General features: G+C 68.5%; 18 protein-coding genes. 7 read left to right on the top strand and 11 right to left on the bottom strand.

Annotated features, from left to right (window positions below):
• Positions 1-78 precede the first annotated feature (78 nt).
• Positions 79-2,040: a molybdopterin-containing oxidoreductase family protein gene (locus ACFP3H_RS02995; RefSeq protein WP_378599100.1), complete on the top strand. Its 1,962-nt coding sequence runs from the start codon at positions 79-81 to the stop codon at positions 2,038-2,040.
• A gap of 240 nt (positions 2,041-2,280) precedes the next feature.
• Here the strand turns inward: ACFP3H_RS02995 and ACFP3H_RS02990 are convergent, their stop codons facing one another.
• From ACFP3H_RS02990 to ACFP3H_RS02975, 4 genes are read right to left on the bottom strand one after another with little or no spacing between them, the layout of a single operon-like run.
• Positions 2,281-3,369 carry an NAD(P)H-dependent flavin oxidoreductase gene (locus ACFP3H_RS02990; protein WP_378599097.1) on the bottom strand — a complete coding sequence of 363 codons (1,089 nt, stop codon included), beginning with the start codon at positions 3,367-3,369 and terminating at the stop codon, positions 2,281-2,283.
• Positions 3,366-4,124, bottom strand: a complete 759-nt coding sequence (locus ACFP3H_RS02985; RefSeq protein WP_378599094.1) for a CoA-transferase subunit beta — start codon at positions 4,122-4,124, stop codon at positions 3,366-3,368. Before ACFP3H_RS02985 ends, ACFP3H_RS02990 begins: the two co-directional genes overlap by 4 nt.
• Positions 4,121-4,999: a CoA transferase subunit A gene (locus tag ACFP3H_RS02980; RefSeq protein WP_378599092.1), complete on the bottom strand. Its 879-nt coding sequence runs from the start codon at positions 4,997-4,999 to the stop codon at positions 4,121-4,123. The genes ACFP3H_RS02985 and ACFP3H_RS02980 overlap by 4 nt, the downstream gene beginning before the upstream one ends.
• Positions 5,000-5,005: 6 nt before the next feature.
• Positions 5,006-5,770, bottom strand: a complete 765-nt coding sequence (locus ACFP3H_RS02975) for an enoyl-CoA hydratase family protein (RefSeq protein ID WP_378599090.1) — start codon at positions 5,768-5,770, stop codon at positions 5,006-5,008.
• Between the two features lie 52 nt (positions 5,771-5,822).
• Between ACFP3H_RS02975 and ACFP3H_RS02970 the strand changes: the two genes are divergently transcribed.
• The 5 genes from ACFP3H_RS02970 (at position 5,823) to ACFP3H_RS02950 (ending at position 10,634) form a co-directional block, all read left to right on the top strand.
• On the top strand, positions 5,823-6,599 hold the full coding sequence (locus ACFP3H_RS02970) for an SDR family oxidoreductase (RefSeq protein WP_378599087.1): 777 nt from the start codon (positions 5,823-5,825) through the stop codon (positions 6,597-6,599).
• 15 nt (positions 6,600-6,614) lie between these two features.
• Positions 6,615-7,526, top strand: coding sequence for an SDR family oxidoreductase (locus ACFP3H_RS02965; protein ID WP_378599084.1), 912 nt, complete (start codon positions 6,615-6,617; stop codon positions 7,524-7,526).
• Positions 7,527-7,738: 212 nt separating this feature from the next.
• Positions 7,739-9,082, top strand: a complete 1,344-nt coding sequence (locus ACFP3H_RS02960) for a hypothetical protein (protein WP_378599081.1) — start codon at positions 7,739-7,741, stop codon at positions 9,080-9,082.
• A gap of 11 nt (positions 9,083-9,093) precedes the next feature.
• Positions 9,094-9,609, top strand: a complete 516-nt coding sequence (locus ACFP3H_RS02955; RefSeq protein WP_378599078.1) for an ImmA/IrrE family metallo-endopeptidase — start codon at positions 9,094-9,096, stop codon at positions 9,607-9,609.
• On the top strand, positions 9,606-10,634 hold the full coding sequence (locus ACFP3H_RS02950; RefSeq protein ID WP_378599075.1) for a hypothetical protein: 1,029 nt from the start codon (positions 9,606-9,608) through the stop codon (positions 10,632-10,634). Before ACFP3H_RS02955 ends, ACFP3H_RS02950 begins: the two co-directional genes overlap by 4 nt.
• A gap of 124 nt (positions 10,635-10,758) precedes the next feature.
• Here the strand turns inward: ACFP3H_RS02950 and ACFP3H_RS02945 are convergent, their stop codons facing one another.
• The gene (locus ACFP3H_RS02945) at positions 10,759-11,175 is read right to left on the bottom strand and encodes a helix-turn-helix domain-containing protein (RefSeq protein WP_019044759.1); all 417 of its coding nucleotides are present in this window, start codon (positions 11,173-11,175) and stop codon (positions 10,759-10,761) included.
• A gap of 365 nt (positions 11,176-11,540) precedes the next feature.
• Positions 11,541-12,704, bottom strand: coding sequence for a steroid 3-ketoacyl-CoA thiolase (locus ACFP3H_RS02940; RefSeq protein ID WP_378599072.1), 1,164 nt, complete (start codon positions 12,702-12,704; stop codon positions 11,541-11,543).
• A 132-nt stretch (positions 12,705-12,836) separates the two neighbouring features.
• Here ACFP3H_RS02940 and ACFP3H_RS02935 point away from each other — a divergent pair, with 132 nt between their 5' ends.
• Positions 12,837-14,096, top strand: coding sequence for a cytochrome P450 (locus ACFP3H_RS02935; RefSeq protein WP_378599069.1), 1,260 nt, complete (start codon positions 12,837-12,839; stop codon positions 14,094-14,096).
• A gap of 52 nt (positions 14,097-14,148) precedes the next feature.
• Here ACFP3H_RS02935 and ACFP3H_RS02930 read toward each other — a convergent pair whose 3' ends face one another.
• The 5 genes from ACFP3H_RS02930 to ACFP3H_RS02910 are packed head-to-tail and all read right to left on the bottom strand — an operon-like array spanning position 14,149 to position 18,634.
• Complete coding sequence (locus tag ACFP3H_RS02930; RefSeq protein WP_378599066.1) at positions 14,149-14,565, bottom strand: nuclear transport factor 2 family protein; 417 nt, start codon at positions 14,563-14,565, stop codon at positions 14,149-14,151.
• Complete coding sequence (locus tag ACFP3H_RS02925; RefSeq protein ID WP_378599063.1) at positions 14,562-15,452, bottom strand: TIGR03619 family F420-dependent LLM class oxidoreductase; 891 nt, start codon at positions 15,450-15,452, stop codon at positions 14,562-14,564. The genes ACFP3H_RS02930 and ACFP3H_RS02925 overlap by 4 nt, the downstream gene beginning before the upstream one ends.
• Entirely contained in the window at positions 15,449-16,621 is a 1,173-nt protein-coding gene (locus tag ACFP3H_RS02920) for a thiolase domain-containing protein (protein WP_378599060.1), read from the bottom strand. The genes ACFP3H_RS02925 and ACFP3H_RS02920 overlap by 4 nt, the downstream gene beginning before the upstream one ends.
• Complete coding sequence (locus tag ACFP3H_RS02915; RefSeq protein ID WP_378599648.1) at positions 16,618-17,631, bottom strand: thiolase domain-containing protein; 1,014 nt, start codon at positions 17,629-17,631, stop codon at positions 16,618-16,620. The genes ACFP3H_RS02920 and ACFP3H_RS02915 overlap by 4 nt, the downstream gene beginning before the upstream one ends.
• Before the next feature lie 37 nt (positions 17,632-17,668).
• Positions 17,669-18,634 (bottom strand): Zn-ribbon domain-containing OB-fold protein, encoded by a 966-nt coding sequence (locus tag ACFP3H_RS02910; protein WP_378599057.1) that lies wholly within the window; start codon positions 18,632-18,634, stop codon positions 17,669-17,671.
• Positions 18,635-18,670 lie beyond the last annotated feature (36 nt).

Below are 18,670 nucleotides of genomic sequence, written 5' to 3'. Positions count from 1 at the left end.
GCCGGGCCACGATCAGGCCCGATCCGGACCGTTTCGGCTCACCGTCGCACGTTTATGCCACTCCCCTACGATGGCCAGGTGAAGGTGCTAGGCGCATGCCCGCTCGACTGCCCCGACGCGTGCTCGTGGGTCGTGACCGTCGAGGACGGCGTCGCCACCGGGCTGCGGGGAAACAAGGAGCACCCGGTCACGCGCGGGGCGCTGTGCGTGAAGGTGAACCGGTTCCTCGAGCAGGTCGGCTCGCCCGACCGGCTCAGGTACCCGATGCGCCGCGTGGGACCGAAGGGCTCGGGGCGGTTCGAGCGGATCAGCTGGGACGATGCGCTCGACGAGATCGCCACCCGGCTCACCGGCATCATCGACGAGTTCGGCGGCGAGGCGATCTGGCCGTTCCACGGCACCGGCAGCCTGGGCTACATCCAGGGCATGGAGGGCTTTCCCGGCCGCCGGATGTTCAACCTGCTCGGTGCCTCCCACCACCGCCCGACCATCTGCTCGGTCGCGGGCACCACCGGGTTGAACTACACGCTCGGTACCGCCGGCGGCATGGACCCGGAGGACTTCGCGAAGTCGAAGCTGATCATCCTGTGGGGCACCAACCCGCTCAGTTCCGGCCACCACCTGTGGAAGTTCATCCAGGACAGCGGCGCGTACCTGGTCTCCATCGACCCCGTCCGCACCAAGACCTCCGAACGCTGCGACGAGCACCTCGCCCCGCTACCCGGCACGGATGCGGCACTGGCGTTGGGTCTGCTCAACGTGGTGGTCTCGCTGGGCGCGCACGACACGGAGTTCATCGCCGAACACACCGTGGGCTGGCCCGAATTCCGAGACCGGATCAAGGAATTCACCCCCGAGCGTGTCGCGGCGATCACCGGCCTGCCCGAGGAGCGGATCGTCGCGCTCGGTGAGCGGATCGCGCGCACCCGCCCGACCGCCATCCGCGCCTCGCAGGGCATGCAGCGGCACGCGGGCGGCGGGATGGCGCTGCGGGTGCTCGGCTGCCTGCCCGGCGTCACCGGCGACTGGGCGATACCCGGTGGGGGACTGCACTATTCGACCAGCGGACACTTCCGGCTCGACGATGCCGCCCTGCGCCGCGACGATCTGCTGCCGCACCCGGTGCGCACCCTGTCGATGACCCGCCTCGGCGAGGCCTTGCTCGAGGCCGAGGGTCCGCCGGTGAAGGCGCTGTTCGTGATCGCGGCGAACCCGGTGGGGTCCAATCCCGACCAGCGCCGGGTGATCGACGGACTCTCCCGCGAGGACCTGTTCACGGTGGTCCTCGACCACTTCGGCACCGACACCGTCGACTACGCCGACATCGTCCTCCCGGCGACCATGCAGCCCGAACACCTCGACGTGCTCGCCGGTTACGGCCACCTCTACCTGGTCTGGAACGAGCCCGCCGTCGAAGCGCCGGGCGAATGCCTGTCCACCACAGAGACTTTCCGTCGCCTGTCGCGGCGCCTCGGCCTGACCGAACCAGCCCTCTACGACTCCGACGAGGAACTGGCCCGCCAACTGCTGAAGGGCTACGACCTCGACCGACTCCGCGCCGACGGGTTCCTCAAGATCCAGGCCGGTCCGGTTCCGGCGGGCAAGCTCCAATTCGTCTCCGCCAGAGCCGAAGCCGCCGGGCACGACCCGCTACCGAGCTACATCCCGCCCGCCGACTCCGGCGACGGCCTGGTGCTCATCTCCGCCGCCTCGCACTACTTCCTGAACACGATCTTCGGCTCCAACCCCGAATTGCGCCGCCGGGCAGGGGAATCCAGCATCACCCTGCACCCGGACGACGCCGCCGCGCGAGGAATCGCCGACGGTGACGCCGTGGTCGTGTCCAACGCCCGCGGTTCGTTCGACGCGGTCGCCGAGGTGTCGGACCGGGTTCGGCCCGGTGTCGCGGGGACGACGAAGGGCCGCTGGGCGAAGTTCAACGGTGGGGCTACGGTCAATGCCACGGTGGCCGAACGAGATTCGGACTTCGGCGGCGGGGCTGTGTTCCATGACAACCGCGTCGAGGTCGCGCTGCGCTGATCCCCGCCACCAGGTCGTACCCCACCTGCGCGGCTCGCCCAGATGACCGCGCCGCCCCGCGATCGACACCCTCAGCCCGCTGGGTCGTACCAGGGCTCCGCATAGCGGCGACCCGAGTGATGGTTCGCTGACGATCTGGTCGATCATCTCGCCCCTGGTCGGCAGGCTGGTGATACCTGCGCATCGCTCGCAGCCCGGCTGGTCAGCGTCCATGTCGGCACTGACGATCTGGGCGATCTCTCAGTGCCGCTCGGTCGGATTGCCGCTGGCCAGGGCTGCGATAGCGTCGATTCGGATGAGGGCGTCGCCGATGATTTGGTTTATAAGTTCCGCGACGGTTGGGAGGTTGTCGATGATGCCGGTGACCTGTCCTGCGGGTAGTACGCCCGCGTCGGTGCGGCCTTCCACCAGAGCGGCTTTGGTCAGCATTGCCGAGTTGGCCGCCATCACCACCTGTGACCAGGTGAGGTCCTTGGTCCTGCGTAGGGAGAGGCCGTCGCGAACCAGCGTCGACCACTTCATCCCGGTCATGCTCTTGAATCGGGCCGCGTTGGCCACGGCCGCGGAGAGGCCGCGCCAGTCGCCGGAATGTTCCAGTCGTTCAACGAGTTCGGTGTTCAACATGCGGTGCGGCATCCCGTCGACCTTGGTCGAGACCACGGTGTCGGCGAGCCCGCGCGCCAGATACTCCCGCTTGACCGCGTCGGGGACCGTGCTCTCCTGGGTGAGCAGGAACCGGGTGCCCATGGCGACCCCGGCCGCGCCGTAGGACAGCGCAGCCGCGAGACCGCGCCCGTCGAAGAATCCGCCCGCCGCTACCACCGGGATATCCACTGCGTCGAGCACCGAGGGGAGCAGCAGCGTGGTGGCGACCGGACCCGTGTGCCCGCCGCCCTCACCGCCCTGCACGATCACCGCGTCGGCGCCCCACGCCGCGACCTTCACCGCGTGCTTGGCCGCACCGATGGACGGAATGACCACGACACCAGCATCTTTGAGTCGAGCGATGAGTTCTTTCTCGGGCGCCAGCGCGAACGAGGCCACCCGCACGTTTTCGCGGATCAGCAGGTCGATCCGTTCGGGGGCGTCGGCGGCGTCGGCGCGGAGATTGACGCCGAACGGCCTGTCCGTGAGCGATGTGGTCTTGGTGATCGCGGCTTCCAGTTCGGGAAAGGTCATGGTGGCCGAGGCCAGGATGCCCAGCCCACCGGCCTGCGCGGTGGCGGCCACCAGGCGCGGCCCGGCCACCCAGCCCATCCCCGTCTGCACGATGGGATGTTCGATCCCGACGAGCTCGGTCAGCGGCGTCCGCAACTTCGACCCGTTCACGCCACCACCTCCCGATCACGGAAACTACGGGGGTCCAACACAGTTCGGATGAGGCGAAGCTCGTCCTCGGTGGGCAACCGGGTCTCACCAGCCTCGGCCAGACCGGCGATCTCGAACGCGGTGTTCTCCGCGACCTCGTCCGCACTCACCCCGGGATGCAGCGACAGCGCCCGCATCGTGTGCTCGGGCCCGCCGAAATCGAAGACCCCCAGGTTCGACACCACCCGGTGCAGGTGGTGGAAGCGGTAGGCCGGGTTGGTCGGGTCGACCTTGTCGTAGCCGATGCCCGACACGATATCGACCTGGTCGCAGAACACCCTGGCATGGTGCTTGGGGATGAAATAGCTGGTGGGGTGGTTGATCGTATTTCCGGGAGCACCGCGCACGCCGAACATCTGACGCGAAGGGTGTTGCAGCGCACCGAATGCCGACAGGTTCTGATTGCCGAAGCGGTCCAGCTGATTCGCGCCCATCACCACGTGCCGCCGCCCGGAGGCGACCACATCGAAGACACGGGAGAACGGAATCCAGCCCTCCACAGGAGCTTTCGCGCCGATGGCCGGAACCTCGGCGAACAGCAGTGCCTCCCCGTCCGACAGCAGCAGGTCGGGGGCGAAGGTGAGCCGGGCCAGTCGCGCGCCGATCGTGGTGATCGTGGACATCGGACTGGCCATGATCTCGCCCGCCCCGCGGAAGATCTCGGCCGCCGCGACGACACAGACCTCGGCGCGAGTGGCGGTCGACTGGGGGTTCATAGCTGCTCCTCGGCGAAAGTAGCGACGTCGGACTGGTATTCGCTTTCGGAGACATCGAGGAAGCGGGCTTTGAACTCCGCCCACGACTCCGGTGTCCGCGCGGCGGCCACGTAGTGCTTCTGGAACTTCTCGTCGCGCCCGTACCCACCGGCGAAGGTGAAGTGCGCGCCACCGGGCGCCTCCACCACCCCGTCGACCATCATCCGATTGAGGATTATCGCCTGTTGCGGAACAGCTTTCACCAGCTCCTCGGTATCGACCACGCGATCGACCGACACATACCGCCGTTCGGCGGCGAGACAGTACAGATCATCGAAGTACGGATCGACGCCGGTGTAGGCCGCGTTGCCGTGTTTGTCGGCCACATCGAGGTGTACGAACGCGGCGTCCAGATTCAACGCGGGCATCGCGACCAACGTCTCGACCTGCCCGTTCGCGCTCGGATACGGGGAGGCGACGGTCCGCAACTCGCCCTCCCAGAAATCGAGCACCGACGAGCCCAGCCCGGCCCGGATCGGCAGGAATGGCAGTCGAGCCGCCGCGGCCTGCAACCCGCACTTGACCATCCCCTCGTCCATCTCGCGCACCGTGATCGCCCCCGTGGTGCGGGCTTTCGCGAACCACGGGTCGTAGAACGGCGCCGAATCCAACGACACGAACCCGTAGTACGCCTTGCGCACCTTGCCCGCCGAACACAGCAGGCCCAGATCGGGTCCGCCGTAGGTGACCACGGTCAGATCGGTGACGTCGGAACGCAGCAGCGCGCGCACCAGCGCCATCGGCTTGCGTCGGGAACCCCAGCCGCCGAGGCCGATGGTCATGCCGCTGCGCAGCTCCCCGACCACCTCGTCGAGGGTCATTGTCTTGTCGCGCATGGTGTTTCAGTGGCCTTTCTGGCGTGCGGCGAGGTCGTCGTCGAAGCGCGCGCGGATCTCGTCGGCCACGCCGGCGAGGTTGAGTTCCATGGTGAAGCCCTGTTCGTAGCGGTAGGAGCGGTGCACGTCCTGCACGTCGATGCCGTTGAGTGCGCGTTTGGCGGCCCGGATCACCCGGCCATCCTTGTTCGCGATGTTCCGCGCGACTTCCAGTGCGGCAGCGTCGAGTTCGTCGCGCGGGACCACCCGGTACACCGAGCCGAAGTGGTGTAGCTGCTGGGCGGTGAGCTTGCCCGCGGTGTAGAACATGGTCCGCATCAGATGCTGGGGGACCAGCCGCGCCAGATGGGTGGCGGCACCGAGCGCGCCACGATCCACTTCGGGCAGGCCGAAGGTGGCGTCGTCGGCGGCCACGATGACATCGGAATTCCCGACCAGGCCGATCCCGCCGCCGAGACAGAACCCCTGCACCGCCGCCACCACCGGGACCTCGCAGTCATAGACCGCCGCGAACGCCTCGAAGCAGCCGTGGTTGGCGCGGATCAGCGCGGTGTGGCCGACATCGGCGTTCATCTCCTTGATGTCGACGCCCGCGTTGAACCCGCGACCCTCCGCGCGCAGCACCACGACCCGTGTCGACTGGTCGCGCCCCGCCTCGCGCACCGCCTCGGCCAGCGCGAACCAGCCGTCCGAGGGCAGTGCGTTGACCGGCGGATAGTCCACTGTGACGACGGCTGTGCCGTCGGCCTCGGTGTGCCGGTGTATTCCCATCGCGCCGTCCAATCCCTGGCCAAAGCAAGCAATTGCTTGGTAGGTTAACACGGTGCCGATAGAAATCGACCTTTCCGGGCAGATCGTTCTGGTGACCGGCGGTGTGCGCGGTGTCGGGATCGGCATCACGCGCCGCTTCCTCGCCGCGGGCGCCACCGTGCTCACCTGCGCACGCCGACCCCCCGACGAACCGATCACGGTGGGGGAGCGCGGCGCCGAACACCACACCTGCGATGTGCGCGAGGTCGAGGCGGTGGCGGCGATGTTCGCGCGGATCATCGCCGACCACGGCCGGATCGACCACGTCGTGAACAACGCCGGTGGCGCGCCGTTCGCCATGGCCGACACCGCGAGTCCGCGCTTCCACGCCAAGATCGTGGAACTGAATCTGCTTGCGCCCCTGCTGATCTCCCAGCACGCCAATGCGCAGATGCAACAGCAGGACACCGGCGGTTCGATCGTGATGATCACCAGCGTCAGCGGCCACCGCCCGTCCCCCGGCACGGCTGCCTACGGCGCCGCCAAGGCGGGCCTGGACAACCTCGCCGCCTCACTGGCCGTCGAGTGGGCTCCGAAGGTCCGCCTCAACTCGGTAGTAGTGGGCCCCGCCCTCACCGAACTCGCCCACCTCCACTACGGCGACACCGAAGCCACCGCCGCCGTAGCCCGCACCGTCCCCCTCGGCCGCCTCGCCACCCCCACCGACGTAGGCAACGCCGCCCTTTTCCTGACCTCCCCCTTGGCCACCCACATCAGTGGCGCCACCCTCCTCGTCCACGGAGCAGGCGAACGCCCGGCCTACCTGGACGCCACCACCGCCAATACGTGAACACAGGAGTTATGTATGTCTGACCGGTTGATCTGCGCGGGTCGCATCGTCATCGTCACCGGCGCGGGGCGGGGCATCGGCCGAGCCCACGCCCTCGCCTTCGCGGCCGCCGGCGCTCGCGTGGTGGTCAACGACGTGGGCACCGCCCTCGACGGCGCCCCCACCAGCGAGACCCCCGCACAGCAGGTCGTCGACGAGATCGTCGCGGCCGGCGGGGAGGCGGTCGCCAACTACGACGATGTCGCCGACTGGAACGGCGCCCGCACCCTGATCCGCCAAGCCGTCGACACCTTCGGCGGCCTCGACGTCTTGGTCAACAACGCCGGGTTCGTGCGCGACCGGATGCTGGTGAATCTCGGCGAGGACGAGTGGGACGCGGTGGTTCGCGTGCACCTCAAGGGCCACTTCGCCACCATGCGTCACGCGGCCGAGTACTGGCGGGGCGAGTCGAAGGCGGGGCGAGCGGTGGATGCGCGGGTGATCAACACCAGTTCCGGCGCCGGCCTCCAGGGCAGCGTCGGGCAGGGCAATTACGGGGCGGCGAAGGCCGGTATCGCGGGTCTCACACTCACCGCGTCCGCCGAATTCGCTCGCTACGGCATCACCGTGAACGCCATCGCGCCCGCCGCGCGCACCCGCATGACCGAAACCGTCTTCGCGGCGACGATGGTTGCTCCCGATTCCGGTTTCGACGCGATGGACCCGGCCAATATCTCACCGCTGGTGGTCTGGCTCGGCAGCGCCGAATCGGCCGGGGTGACGGGCGCGATGTTCGAGGTAGAGGGCGGAAAGATCGCGCTCGCGCAGGGTTGGCGGCACGGTCTCCCGGTCGATCGCGGGGCCCGCTGGGACGCGGCCGAGCTCGGTCCGGTCGTCAAGGAATTGCTCGACAACGCCACCCCGCCGGAGCCGATTTACGGTGCATAGCTAACGCGTGAACGGATATGTGGGGGAAAATTCCGTGGCCTGGGCTTATGAGATGTCACACCTGTTCAGGGGGCTGGACGGCTCTTGCTCTCGGCTGCGGGCCCGCGACGGTGGGTTTACTATGGGCTACTGTTCGTCAAGTTCGTCAAATCCCGGAATGATTCGCGACCGGGGGAATTCTGCGCTGAAGAACTAAGGGGATGATCGAGCGCATGGCCATTGGTCGCATGTTGCGCGTATTTGCCGCCGCGAGTGTGTTGGCAGGCTGCGCTCTATTGGGGCCCGCGGTTGCCATCGCCGCCCCGGACAAACCGTCGACGCCTGCCGAGCAGGCGCCCGGCAGCGGGAGCACCGACGAAGTAAGCGCCGGGCCGACCACCACCACGCCCAAGCCCACCCAACTGGGTCTGCCCGCACCGACGACCGCCGCTCCGGCGCCGGTCGCGCCGAGTTCGGTCCCGGCCAGCCCGGTCGCGCCGAGTCCCGTGGCGCCGAGTCCCGTGGCGCCGAGTCCGGTGGCCTTGCCGCCGGGCAGCGGCAGCGCGGACCAGGGAAACACCCCACCCGCTGAACTGAATCAGCCCGGTCAGGGCGACAGCCAGCCGTCGGGCGCCCCGGTCGCCGAGGAGGAGTGGACCCCACTCACTATCCCCGGCCAGACCCCCGAGGTACCCAAGAAGGAAGTAGCCGGCCCCCTGTCCGGCTCGGCAGCCACCGGCTCCGCCGCGGCAGGTTCAGCCGCAGCGGCCGGTTCAGCGGGTGCGGGCGTGGTCCTCGGCTCCGGCTCCGCGGGCCTGGGCATCCTGCTCGGCACCGGCTCGGCCGGCCTTGGCATCGTCCTGGGCTCCGGCTCAGCGGGCGCGGCCGCGGTCCTCGGCACCGGCTCGGCCGCAGTCGGCTCGGCCGCCGCGGGCACCGGCTCCGCCGTCCTCGGCGCGGGCTCAGCGGTCCTCGGAACAGGCTCCGCCGCAGTCGGTTCCGCCGCTGCGGGCACCGGCTCAGCGGCTCTCGGCGCAGGCTCGGCAGTCCTCGGGACAGGTTCCGCCGCAGTCGGTTCCGCCGGCGTCGGCTCCGCGGCCACGGGCTCGGCGGGCGCCGGTTCGGCCGCCACGGGCTCGGCAGCGGTCGGTTCCGCCGCCGCCGGTTCGGCCGCGCCACTGCTGCTCCTGCTCATCCCCATCCCGGCCGTCCCCGCCGCACCGGCCCTCCCGCCGATCGCGATCCCGGACGCGCCGACCGCACCCTCGGCCCCCGCCGCGCCGAATGTGGTTGTGGCAGCACCGGTTCCGGAGGTCGCCCCACCCGCACCGGAGGCGCCCGCACCCGCGGCACCGCCCGCGCCCGCACCGGCGGCACCCGCCGCACCGAACCACGCGTTCAAACCGACCAGTGACAACAGTGGCCTGCCCGAACCCGAACTGCTCTCGGTGATCGGCGGCCTGATCGCGCTGACGCTGGCGGCCGCGGGCTCGGGCGCCGTGAGCTTCCAAGGTGCCGCCGCCGCCCAGGCGCGGGTGAACGCGGCGCGTGCCGAGTTCTTCGGACCGAGGTCGTGAGGGGATCTTCGATGAGTAAGAGCAAGACCCAGTCCACCTCCCGTTCCTATCGCCGCGTCGCCGCCGCCGTCGACGCGGTGTGCGCGGTGGCCGCCGACTTCGACGCCACCACCCTCGACGAGGTGGTCGAGGCCATCTCGCAGGAGAGGCAACGCGAAATCGAGATCACCAGTGCGCATCTGGGCCCCGGCGTGTGCGGTCAGCGCCGGTTCTACCCCGAACGCGACATCATCGTGCTCGCCGATTCCCTGCCGAGTCGCGACCACACCCTCGCGCACGAACTCGGCCACATCGTGTTCGACCACGAGGGTGCGCCCGCCGTCGAGACGACCCTCGAGGTGAGCGACGACCTGATCGCCTACATGCTCAGTCAGCGCGCCCACGCGCAGATCGTCGACGACGGCGCCGACGACCTCGCCGAGTGGGAGGCCGAGACCTTCGCGGCCATGCTCATGACGCGGCTGCGCGTGTTCAACAACCGGGGCGCAGGCGTCTCGGTCCTTCGATTCGATGAGGCACTCGGATGACACTCTGGTTGACAGCCCTGCTGGTCTGGGTTGCCGCGGGTGCGCGAGTGGGTCGCGTGCTGGTCAAGCCCGCGACGACCGCCCGCGTTGCCATCGTCGTCGCGGTCGCCGCCGTGGCGCTCGCGGTCACCGTCTCCATCCCCGAGATGGCGGTCGCCGTCGACAACCTGTGCAAGGGGGGTGTGCGCGGCGGCTGGTTGTCCACCGGCATCGTCATCTCCGCGTGGATCCTGTTCGCCGCGGCGACCTCGGTGGTGGCCTCGGCCGCCTGGCCGGTGGTCTCGCGGCAGAACCTGCGCCAGGTCGCGATGGTCGTCTACGGGATCGGCGCGGTGGCGATCGCCCTCACACTGGCCTGGTCGTTCACCTTCGGCTGGGGCGCGGTCGCGGTCGGCTCGGTGTTCATCGTCGTGACCGGCCTGCGCAACCTCGACTGGACCATCCTCGGTCGCGGCATCGCGATCTACATCACCGGCACCGCCCTGGTCGCGGTGCTGGCCGTGATCAACGTGGGCCGCGCCTTCCAGCGCGCGGCGCCGACCCCGCCCAACGAACCGCTGTGGGGCTGGGCGGCGTGGGAGATCGCCGCGCTGCTGATCTCGCTCGGCGCGGTGTCGATCGTGATCGAGCTGTGGTGGCGGGCCAAGGTCATGCTGCGCCGCATCCGCCCGCTGCACCAGCTGATGGTCGGTCGCTTCCCCGAGGTCGTCGCGCCCGAGCAGAACGCCACCTCGGCCCAGCTCAAGGCCTCCGATCACATGGCCCAGGTGATGGACGCGCTGTATCTGCTCTCGGGCAGCGGCATCGTCATCCCGGCGGCCGGTGAGCCGCCGAACTCGGTCTCGCGGCGGGCCGCCGTGGTGGCCGAGTGGACGCGAAATCCGTTGGGGGACTTGTTCGTCGACGCGCGGTGGATCGCCCCGCCGCCCGGCGTGAGCCCGCACGGTTGGATGCTGGCGCTGGCGAGCCACTACGACGACGCGGTCGCCGCCGCGAAGACCGCACCGCAGAACGCCGCGGCCTGAACGCAGAAAACGGGCCTGAGCTGGTGGTCACCCACCGAGCTCAGGCCCGTTCTCTGCGTATCCGACGTTGTACGGCCGTACCCAGGACACCATCAGGTGCGTCAGGCCGACCGCCGAGTGGATCCTATTCCGTTCCGTCCGGCGGAATCTCGGGCAAGCCTTCGCTGGCCCGCAGCTTCTCCGCCATCGAGGTGAGCAGATTCTGTGATTCTTCGGAGAGGTCGAATGCCCTGCTCGACAGTCGACGCAAACCGTAGCCCTGCAACTGCGCGAGCAGTTCCAGGTCGTGATCGATCTTGGCCGCGTAGATGTCGTTGAAGAAGTAGTCAGGCTTGACCTTGAAGAACTTCGCCAGGGCGGCCACCGTCTCGTCGGACGGGTTCGTACGTTGTCCCGACCGCAACTGCGAGAGATACGGCTTCGAGATCGGATGCCCGGAGGCAGTCAGCGCAGCCGCAACCTCTGCGTTGGTATGCGGCTTGCGCCCCGGGGGATGCACGGTTTCGAACAGCTTGTTCAGCCGCGCCGCGAAATCAGCCATTGTGAGCCGCCCAATTCCCTTCACTGTACTAACAGTCGTTATCTCGGATACGTATCATTGATATTAGCGGCTCAGTAACTGAAAACCTACGCCTGATTCGGGATTTCTCGACGTTTTCCGACGTTCACCTGCTTGCAGGGGCGGCGGTGGTCGTGTTTGCGGGTCGCGCCAACGACTCTTGTGGAGTGCGGCGCTACCTGGGTTCGTGCCCGTCGCGGGGCTCTTCGGACCCGACTACATGGTAGCTCAAAGATAGCTGACATCTCATGATCCACGGCCCCCCTGTGACTTTGTGGCGTACGACACGTTTCGGGCGCCCTGAGATGAATGTTCAACCTGGGCGCCCGGTTTCGGTGAGGACAAGTCTACAGGCGTTCGATGATCGTGCCCGTCGCGAGCGCTCCGCCGGCGCACATCAGCACCATCGCAGTGCTCTGACCTGTGCGTTCGAGTTCGTGCAACGCCGTTGTGATCAATCGCGAGCCGGTCGAGCCCACAGGATGCCCGATTGCGATCGCGCCGCCGTTGACATTTACGCGACGCATGTCAGGTTGATGCACGGCGGCCCACGAAAGCGCCACGGCGGCGAATGCCTCGTTGATCTCGAAAAGATCGATATCGCCGATCGACATTCCTGACCGCTCCAGCAGTCGACTGCACGCCTGCACCGGCCCGTCGAGATGGAACTCCGGTTCGGCGCCGACGAGAACCTGGGTGCGGATCCGCGCGCGCGGTCGCAGGCCCTGTCGCCGCGCCGCGGCCTCGTCCATCAGCAGCACCGCCGCCGCGCCGTCGGAGATCTGCGAGGACGTGCCCGCGGTGTGGATGCCCTCGGCCACGACCGGCTTCAGCGCGGCGAGGCCCTCGCGGGTGGTCGCGCGCAAACCCTGGTCGCGCGTCACCTCCACCTTCTCGCCGGTGGCCGCGCCCTCGCTGTCGATGACCGGCGCCGAGATCGGCAGCACCTCGCGGTCGTAGCGGCCTTCGGCCCACGCCGCCGCCGCCAATTGCTGGGAGCGCAGCCCGAATTCGTCGATATCGGCGCGGGTGAGCCCCCGCCTGCGAGCGATCCGCTCGGCCGCCTCGAACTGATCGGGCAGATCGATCGACCACGACGCGGGCCTGCGCGGACCCGCCGCGGTGCCCACATTCGCGCCGAGCGGCACCCGGCTCATGGCCTCCACCCCGCAGGCCATGCCTGTCTCGATCGCCCCGGTGGCGATGAGGCCGGCGATGAGGTGGTTGGCCTGCTGGGCCGAACCGCACTGGGCGTCGACGGTGGTCGCGCCGGTCTGCCACGGCAGGCCCGCGTGCAACCAGGCGACGCGGGTGACGTTGTTGGACTGCTCGCCCGCCTGGGTGACGCAGCCGCCGATCACCTGCTCGACCAGGGCGGGGTCGAGGCCCGCTCGGTCGAGCAGGCCGCGCTGGGCCAGGCCGAGCAGTTCGGCCGCGTGCAGGCCCGACAGCTGTCCTCGGCGTTTGCCGATCGGCGTGCGCACGGCCTCGACGATCACGGGTGTGCCCATCTGAATCTCCCTCATAACTGCAACAGGTTCTGATCTAGTGCTCAGGGTAAAACCGCGAGGTTCTTCCGTCATGGAATCCCCTGTGCTTGAATGATTGTAGAACGTGTTTCAGTTTGTCGAAGGAGACATCTGGTGGTAGATCCGCGCAACGAACGGCCGAACCTGCCGGACGGGTTCGACGTGACCGATCCCGACATCTACGCCGAGCGTGTCCCGGTGGCGGAGTTCGCCGAGCTGCGGCGCAGCGCCCCGATCTGGTGGAACGAGCAGTCGCCGCAGGTGGGCGGTTTCGCCGACGAGGGCTTCTGGGTGGTGAGCAAGCACGCCGACGTCAAGGAGGTCTCGCGCCGCAGCGACGTGTTCTCGACCTTCGAGAACACCGCGATCCCGCGCTTCAACGACGCCATCGAGCGTCAGCAGATCGAACTGCAACGCTTCGTCCTGCTGAACATGGACGCCCCCGAGCACACCAAGCTGCGCAAGCTCATCTCCAAGGGCTTCACCCCGCGCGCGGTGAACGGCCTGCGCGCCGAACTGTCGGCGCGCGCCGAGCAGATCGTGCGCCGGGCCGCCGAGTCCGGGACGGGCGACTTTGTCACCCAGGTGGCGTGCGAACTGCCGCTGCAAGCCATCGCCGAGTTGATCGGCGTGCCGCAGGAGGACCGGATGAAGGTCTTCGCCTGGTCCAACGAGATGACCGGCTACGACGACCCCGACAGCGACGCCGATCCGGTCGCGGCGTCGATGGAGATCCTGGGCTACTCGTATCAGATGGCCGAGGCCAGAAAAGCCTGCCCCGCCGACGATCTGGTGACCACCCTGGTCGAGGCCGATGTCGACGGCGAGCACCTGACCCCCGAGGAGTTCGGCTTCTTCGTGATCCTGCTGGCCGTCGCGGGCAACGAGACCACCCGCAACGCCATCACCCACGGCATGCTCGCGTTCATGGAGCACCCGGAGCAGTGGGAGCTGTTCAAGGCGCAGCGCCCGGCCACCGCGGTCGACGAGATCATCCGCTGGGCCACCCCGGTCACCTCGTTCCAGCGCACCGCGCTCGAGGACACCGAACTCAACGGCGTGCCGATCAAGAAGGGACAGCGTTTGGTGATGCTGTACCGGTCGGCAAACTTCGACGAGGACGTTTTCGACGAGCCGGAGAAGTTCGACATCCTGCGTAAGGACAACCAGCACCTGGCATTCGGCGGCACCGGCGCCCACTTCTGTGTGGGGGCGAATCTGGCGCGGCTCGAGGTCGATCTCATCTTCAATGCGATTGCTGATCATCTGCCCGATATCACGCAAATCGGTGATCCGAAACGTTTGCGTTCGGGGTGGCTCAATGGGGTCAAGGAACTCCCGGTCGATTACCGGACCTGTCCGATCGCGCACTGACAAAAGAATGCGGCCCGGGACCGAAAGGTCCCGGGCCGCTCGTGTGTGCGGGTCAGGCGACGGGGCGCGTGGTGGCCACCGCGCGGTCGACTTCCCAGAAGGCGCGCAGGGCGGCGATCTTGCCGTCCGCGTCGACCCGGTAGGTGAACACGCCCTCGGCGTCGACCACGTACCCGGCCAGGGTGGTGCGGATCAGACCGGTGAACGCGATCTCGTCGCCACAGGCGAAGGAGTCCTCGAACCGGAACTCGATGGACTCGGTGAGGGCGATGGCCTTGTCCCAGAACGCGCCGATGGCCTCGTGGCCGCGATGGCCGACGCCGTCAGGGTCGAAACCCGAAGGGCCGACCGGGTCCTCGACGATGCCGTCCTCGGCGAACAGGGCGACCCAGGCGGCGCGGTCCTTGGCTCTGACGGCGGCCTGGGAGGCCAGGCCGGCGGCACGGGCGGTTTTCTCGACAGTGGTCATGTGCGCACCTTCGCGATGATGGGGTCGGCGATGTACTTCTCGGCGAATCGGCGCAGGGAGTCCTGCTTGGCGGCGAGTTCGCCGTCGAAACCGATGCCGTCGGACAGCCACGGCACCACGATGGTGTCGGTGACGCCCGCGTCGGCGAGATCCTGGTAGCCGCTGCGGCCGAAGCGGTCGATGCAGACCGCCTGGATCTCGAAAGGTTCGGTGTCCCTGCCGTAGTCGACGCGCAGGTCGCGCAGGGTGGCGATGGTGGTCTCGAGCTGCTCGAACTTCATCATCGCCGAGGTCCAGCCGTCGCCGATGCGGGCGGCGCGGCGCAGGGCCGGGGCGGTGTGGCCGCCGATGTAGAAGGGCACCCGTTCGGCGGGCGCCGGGCTCATCTGGAGCTCGTCGAAGTCGAAGAACTCGCCGTGGAACTCGACCATGCCGCCGTCGAGGACGAGCTTGATGATCTCGATCATCTCGTCGACCCTGGCCCCGCGCCGCGCGTAGGGCACCCCGCACCACTCGAATTCCTCGGGCGCCCAACCGATCCCGACGCCGAACCCGAAGCGGTTGTTCGACAGGTTGGCCACGGAGCCGACCTGGCGGGCCAGCAGCAGCGGATTGCGGGAGCCGAGCTTGAGGACATTGGTGTAGAACCGCAGGTCGGTGGTCACCGCCGCCATGACCGCCGCGGCGATGAGCGGATCGACCCAGGGGGTGTCCGGGCCCCAGAAGCGGCTGCCGTCGGGGGTGTAGGGGTAGTCGGCGGACTGGGATTTCATGTAGAACAGCGAGTCGGGCAGGCCGATGGAGGTGAATCCGCATTCTTCGGCCGTCCTGGCCAGCTCGGTGAGCTGGTCCAGGGGACTCAGGGCGATCCCGAGGGTGAACTTCATGCCGGACGCTCGCTTCCTACAACCCACATCGAAAAGTATTGGGAGCCACCGCCGTACGCGTGGCCGAGGGCTTTGCGGGCGTCGGGCACCTGGTAGGCGCCCGCCCGCCCCATCACCTGTTTGGCGGCTTCGGCGAACCGGATCAGACCCGAGGCGCCGATCGGATTGGACGAGAGCACCCCGCCCGACGGGTTCACCGGGATGCGCCCGCCGATCTCCGTCTCGCCCTTGTCGGTGAGTTTCCAGCCGTCGCCCTCCTCGGCGAAGCCCAGGTTCTCCAGCCACATCGGCTCGAACCAGGAGAACGGCACGTAGATCTCGGCGGCGTCGATCTCCTCGAGCGGGTCGGTGATCCCGGCGGCCTTCCAGAGCGCGGCGGCGGCATCGCGACCGGCCTGGGGATTGACCTGGTCACGACCGGAGAAGGTGGTCGGCTCGGTCCGCATCGCGGTGCCGTGGATCCACGCGACCCGCTTGCCCTCGCGCTCGACCGCCGTCGCGGCCTCGGCGTCGCCGATCACCAGCGCGCAGGCACCGTCGGAGGAGGGGCAGGTCTCGTCGAAACGGATGGGGTCCCAGAGCATTTGGGAGGCAAGCACCGATTCGAGGGTGATATCGGGCTGGTGCAGATGCGCGAGGGGGTTCTTGGCCCCGTTGCGCCGATCCTTCACCGCCACCTGGGCACCGATGTGCAGGGGCGCGTTGGAGCGGCGGATGTAGGAGCGTACGTGCGGCGCGAAGTACCCACCGGCACCCGCGCCGACCGGCATGGTGAACGGCACCGGAATCGACAGGGCCCACATGGCATTCGACTCCGACTGCTTCTCCCACGCGATCGCCAGCACGCGCCGATGCACACCCGCCTGCACCAGATTCGCCGCGACGACCCCGGTCGAGCCGCCCACCGACCCGGCGGTGTGCACCCGGATCAGCGGCTTCCCGGCCGCGCCGAGTGCCTCGGCCATGGACAGCTCGGGCATCATCACGCCCTCGAACAGGTCGGGCGCCTTGCCGACCACCACGGCGTCGATCTCGGCGATGGTCAGTCCCGCGTCATCGAGCGCGCGATCGATCGCCTCACGGCACATGCCCGCCATGGACACGTCCGTTCTTTTTGTCACGTGATGTGTTTGGCCGGTGCCGAGGACCGCCGCCGCATGGCCGCTCATCGTGCCTCCGATTCCAGAACGGCGACCAGATTCTGTTGCAGCGCGGGGCCGCTGGTCGCATGGGCGAGGGTTCGGTGCGCGGCGCCGGTCATGATGGCCCGCGCGGCGCAGCCGATGCGTTCGAGGCCGGCCGCGAACATGGGGTTGGCGGCCAGCGCGCCGCCGGACGGATTGATGCGGGTGCCGGACGGCAGTCCGATCGCCTCGGCGAGGATGAGCTGCTGGTGGCTGAAGGGCGCGTGCAGTTCGGCGAGGTCGAAGGCGGTGTCGCCGCCGGTCGCCGCCGCCGCTGCCTTCGTGGTGGAGGGGGAGCGGGTGAGGTCGCGACCGCCGAGCGCCTGGGCGTCGATGTTGTGCGCGATTCCGGTGATCCAGGCGGGCCGCTCGCACAGTTCGCGGGCGCGATCGCCGACCGCGAGCACGATCGCGGCGGCGCCGTCGGTGATCGGGGCGATGTCGTGGGCGCGCAGCGGATCGGCCACATACGGTGCGGCGAGCAGGGATTCGAGATCGCCACCGGCGACCTCGGCCATGTCCTGTTCGGTCCACCGCCCGGAATCCAGACCCGCGCGCGCCTGCAATCCCGCGATCGACACCGCGTCCGGCCACAGCGGCGCGACCAGGTACGGGTCGAGCTGCATGGTGAGCACCTGGCGCAGGGTGCCCGCCGAGGACTTCCCGAAGCCGTACACGAGCGCGGTCTGAGCCTGCCCGGAACGCAGTTTCACCCACGCCTCGTAGAGCGCCCACGCGGCGTCCATCTCGACGTGTGACTCGTTGATCGGCGGCACGGCACCGATCGCGTCGATCGCGGAGATGAACGAGAATGCCCGCCCGGCAAGGTAATCCGAGGAACCCGAGCACCAGAAGTCGATATCGGACTTGGTGATGCCGAGGTCGGCGTAGAGCTGCTGGAAACACGGCACGAGCATCTCGACGCCGTTGGTGGTGCCGTGCGTTTCCGGCACGTGCGGTGCGTGGGCGAAACCCACCACCGCTATCTCGGGCACGTCGCGCCCGTCGGATGCTGATGTCACCGTGGCCTCTCTAGAGGTGCTGCTGGTAGGTCTCGTAGGAAGCGTCGGGCTCCCCGGTGGGCCGGAAGTGGTCGATATTGGCCAGCGTGTGACCCCATTCCGCACGCGGTTTCCACACCGCCGCCACCCGCATTCCCATGCGCACCTCGGCGGGTTCGCAGCCGAGAATCAGGTGCAGGAACGGGATATCAGCACCGTCGAGCAGCACGTACGCGGCCACGTAGGGCGGCTTGATCCGCTGGCCGAGGAACGGCACATTGACGATGCAGAACGTGGTCACGGTGCCCGTGTCCGGCAGTTCGACGAGGTCGTCGGTGGGCAGGCCGTCGGTGGGGTTCGCGCCGCGCGGCGGGAAGTACACCCGCCCGCCGGCCTCGGAGCGGCCGCCGATGAGCTTGCCTTCGGCGAGCCCGCGCAGGTAGACGCTCTCCTGCGGGGAGGCGGTGTGGGTGTAGTCCAGGTCGACCGGGGTGGTCAGCACGGTGACCGGCTGCACCTCGGAATAGTCCGGGGCACTGGGGTTTTCGCCCGGCTCGAAGCAGACGATGTCCTGGATGCGCCCGGTGCGCTCGTCGGCCCAGCGGGCACTGACCCGCATCCCGGTGCTGATCTGCTCGGGTCCGGCGGCATCGAGGGCGTGCAGCAGGCTGGTGTCGGCGCCGTCGAGCTGGATCAGCGCCCACGCGAACGGGCGGTCGAACGGCTGGCCCGGCAGCGGCTCGGCCACCCAGGTCCACGACCGGACCGTGCCGACGGTCGCGACCTCGACCAGCTCGGACAGCGCGGCGCAGGTGAGCGGATCGTATTCGGCGGGCGGCACCAGCACGCGGCCGTCGCTGCCACGGATGCCGAGGATCCGACGTTCGCGCAGCCCGGTCAGAAAAGCACCGATCACACCTCCGACGGACCTGGTGTAATCGAAACGCACCCGCAGGGGTGCACTCAAGACGTCCACTGCGGTATTCCCCTTGGTCACGATATCGAGTAGAACAGGTTCTTATTCTGCTCGCAA

The sequence above is a fragment of the Nocardia lasii genome (assembly GCF_042658545.1).
Classification (GTDB): Bacteria; Actinomycetota; Actinomycetes; order Mycobacteriales; family Mycobacteriaceae; genus Nocardia; species Nocardia lasii.
This window is presented reverse-complemented; position numbering and strand designations above follow the sequence as displayed.

What these genes read in the sequence shown, in the direction of transcription:
- ACFP3H_RS02925 (WP_378599063.1), bottom strand. Translation starts at nt 15,452, where the DNA reads ATGAAGTTCACCCTCGGGATCGCCCTGAGTCCCCTGGACCAGCTCACC.
- ACFP3H_RS02975 (WP_378599090.1), bottom strand. Translation starts at nt 5,770, where the DNA reads ATGGGAATACACCGGCACACCGAGGCCGACGGCACAGCCGTCGTCACA.
- ACFP3H_RS02940 (WP_378599072.1), bottom strand. Translation starts at nt 12,704, where the DNA reads ATGGGCACACCCGTGATCGTCGAGGCCGTGCGCACGCCGATCGGCAAA.
- ACFP3H_RS02965 (WP_378599084.1), top strand. Translation starts at nt 6,615, where the DNA reads ATGTCTGACCGGTTGATCTGCGCGGGTCGCATCGTCATCGTCACCGGC.
- ACFP3H_RS02955 (WP_378599078.1), top strand. Translation starts at nt 9,094, where the DNA reads ATGAGTAAGAGCAAGACCCAGTCCACCTCCCGTTCCTATCGCCGCGTC.
- ACFP3H_RS02930 (WP_378599066.1), bottom strand. Translation starts at nt 14,565, where the DNA reads ATGACCACTGTCGAGAAAACCGCCCGTGCCGCCGGCCTGGCCTCCCAG.
- ACFP3H_RS02985 (WP_378599094.1), bottom strand. Translation starts at nt 4,124, where the DNA reads ATGAACCCCCAGTCGACCGCCACTCGCGCCGAGGTCTGTGTCGTCGCG.
- ACFP3H_RS02960 (WP_378599081.1), top strand. Translation starts at nt 7,739, where the DNA reads ATGGCCATTGGTCGCATGTTGCGCGTATTTGCCGCCGCGAGTGTGTTG.
- ACFP3H_RS02950 (WP_378599075.1), top strand. Translation starts at nt 9,606, where the DNA reads ATGACACTCTGGTTGACAGCCCTGCTGGTCTGGGTTGCCGCGGGTGCG.
- ACFP3H_RS02945 (WP_019044759.1), bottom strand. Translation starts at nt 11,175, where the DNA reads ATGGCTGATTTCGCGGCGCGGCTGAACAAGCTGTTCGAAACCGTGCAT.
- ACFP3H_RS02980 (WP_378599092.1), bottom strand. Translation starts at nt 4,999, where the DNA reads ATGCGCGACAAGACAATGACCCTCGACGAGGTGGTCGGGGAGCTGCGC.
- ACFP3H_RS02920 (WP_378599060.1), bottom strand. Translation starts at nt 16,621, where the DNA reads ATGAGCGGCCATGCGGCGGCGGTCCTCGGCACCGGCCAAACACATCAC.